Raw genomic sequence first — 2,378 nt, 5'->3', positions numbered from 1 at the left:
GTCAGCCTCGAAGAGCTCACCAACCACATGGCCGGCGGCACCGAACTCGCCGCCCTCAAACACGAGCTGGCCCAGGTCCGCGGCGTCGACGTCGAGGAACTCCCCGACGCCGTGACCGTGCCCCCGACCTCCTGACCTCCTGACCGACAGCTGACAGCTGACAGCTGACAGCTGACTACCGACGACCGACACACCGGAAGGCAACCCGTCGTGAAGATCGCCCTCGACCCCTACATGATCCGCAACGTGCCGCTGCTCGAACTCCCCGCCGTGGTGGCCGAGTTGGGCTACGAGTGGATCGAGCTGTCCCCCCGGGAGGACTTCATCCCGTTCTTCCGGCACCCCCGCGTGGACGACGCCACCGTGCGCAGGTTCCGCAAGGCGCTGGACACGGCGGGCGTCGGCGTCTCCTCCCTGCTGCCGCTGTTCCGCTGGTCCGGCCCCGACGAGGATGCCCGGCAGGCGGCCGTACGGTACTGGAAGCGGTCGATCCAGATCGCCGCGGACCTCGGCGTGGACAGCATCATCTCGGAGTTCAACGGGCGGCCCGAGGACTCGGACCGCAGCGAGGCCCAGTTCTGGAAGTCGCTGGACGAGCTGCTGCCGGTGTTCGAACGGGAGGGCATCCGGCTCACCCTGGAGCCGCATCCGGACGACTTCATCGAGAACGGTTACGACGCCGTCAACCTGATCCGCGGCATCAACCACCCCAGCGTCAGCTTCCTGTACTGCGCCCCGCACACCTTCCACATCGGAAACGACGCCCCCGGCATCATCAAGTACGCGGGCGACCTGCTCACCCACGTCCACCTGGCCGACGCCTTCGACCACACGGCGTCCTCGGGCAACCGCTACATCCTCAACCCGCCGGGCACCACGGCCCGTATCCACCAGCATCTCGACATGGGCGAGGGTGAGGTCGACTTCGACGAGCTCTTCCGCGAGCTGCGCGCGAACGGCTTCGACGGCACGCTGACCGCCTGCGTCTTCGCCTGGGAGGAACGGGCGAAGGAATCCTCGGTGTTCATGCGCGACAAGATCACCGAGTACCTGTCCGCGGCGCAGTAGCCGCTCCCCCTCCCCCCTGCGCCGGCCCGTGAGCACGGGCGCCGGCCGCGCTTTTCTTAAAGCGCTTTAACAGCCACCACCGAAAGGAAACCAGCGAGATGCCGTTCGAAGTGCTGACCATGGGTCGCGTGGGGGTGGACGTGTATCCACTTCAGACAGGCGTGGGACTTGCGGAGGTCACTTCGTTCGGCAAGTACCTGGGCGGCAGTCCGACGAACGTGGCGGTGGCCGCCGCCCGGTACGGGCGTTCGGCGGCCGTGATCACGAAGACGGGCCGGGATCCGTTCGGCGAGTTCGTGCGTACGGCCCTGGACGGGTACGGGGTCGACGCGGGGTTCGTGGGGGTGTCGGACACCGCGCCGACGCCGGTGACGTTCTGCGAGATCTTCCCGCCGGACGACTTCCCGCTGTACTTCTACCGGCTGCCGAAGGCTCCCGACCTGGACATCGGTGCGGGTGAGCTGGACCTGGAGGCGGTGCGGGACGCAGCGATCTTCTGGGTGACCGGGACCGGGCTGTGCGAGGAGCCGAGCCGGTCGGCGACGCTGGCGGCGCTGGCGCACCGGGCCAAGTCCGGCTCCACCGTCTTCGACCTCGACTGGCGGCCGATGTTCTGGTCGGACCCGTCCGAGGCGCGGGCGTACTACAAGGAAGCCCTGCGGCACACGACCGTCGCGGTCGGCAACCTCGACGAGTGCGAGGTGGCGACCGGGGAGCGGGAGCCGTATGCGGCGGCGAAGGCGCTGCTGGCGGCGGGTGTGGAGCTGGCGGTGGTGAAGCAGGGGCCGCGCGGTGTGCTCGCGATGGACCGGGACGGCGCGGCCGTCGAGATCCCGCCGGTTCCGGTCGACGTGGTCAACGGGCTGGGCGCCGGTGACGCGTTCGGCGGCGCGCTCTGCCACGGCCTGCTGGCCGGCTGGGACACCCGTCGCACCGTGTCCTTCGCCAACGCCGCCGGCGCCATCGTCGCGGGCCGGCTGGCCTGCTCCGAGGCGATGCCGACCGAGGCCGAGGTCGACACCAAGCTCCGTGAGGCGTCCCTCGCCTCCTCCGAACGAAAGGCGTGACGACGTGCTGTCCGAGAACGTGAGCCGGATCGTGGCCGCCCGGGTGGGCGACCCAGGCGCCGTCGCGGCCGCCGCCGCGCGCCGGGTGAAGGCCACCTCGCTGCTGGGCGAGCACGGCAAGGCCATGATCGTCGCGGCGGACCATCCGGCGCGGGGCGCCAACGGCGTCGGCGGCGACCCGAACGCGATGGCCGACCGCTTCGAGCTGCTGGACCGGCTGTGCGTCGCGCTGGAGCGGCCGGG

3 protein-coding genes and 1 pseudogene are annotated in these 2,378 nt (G+C 70.2%); all 4 read left to right on the top strand.

Translation table 11 applies throughout. The features are described from left to right. Window positions 1-135: pseudogene (locus tag ACWD4O_RS48665) on the top strand (sugar ABC transporter ATP-binding protein); the annotation flags it as partial. A gap of 75 nt (window positions 136-210) precedes the next feature. After that, window positions 211-1,068 carry a sugar phosphate isomerase/epimerase family protein gene (locus tag ACWD4O_RS48660; protein WP_451289583.1) on the top strand — a complete coding sequence of 286 codons (858 nt, stop codon included), beginning with the start codon at window positions 211-213 and terminating at the stop codon, window positions 1,066-1,068. Between the two features lie 98 nt (window positions 1,069-1,166). Further along, window positions 1,167-2,135, top strand: a complete 969-nt coding sequence (gene iolC, locus ACWD4O_RS48655) for a 5-dehydro-2-deoxygluconokinase (RefSeq protein ID WP_451289582.1) — start codon at window positions 1,167-1,169, stop codon at window positions 2,133-2,135. Window positions 2,136-2,139: 4 nt separating this feature from the next. After that, the coding region (locus tag ACWD4O_RS48650; RefSeq protein ID WP_451289581.1) for a Cgl0159 family (beta/alpha)8-fold protein at window positions 2,140-2,378 on the top strand (239 nt) is incomplete at its 3' end.

The sequence above is a fragment of the Streptomyces sp. NPDC002623 genome, assembly GCF_053592635.1.
Note: the sequence above shows the minus strand (reverse complement) of the source record. Positions and strands in the feature narration are given on the sequence as shown.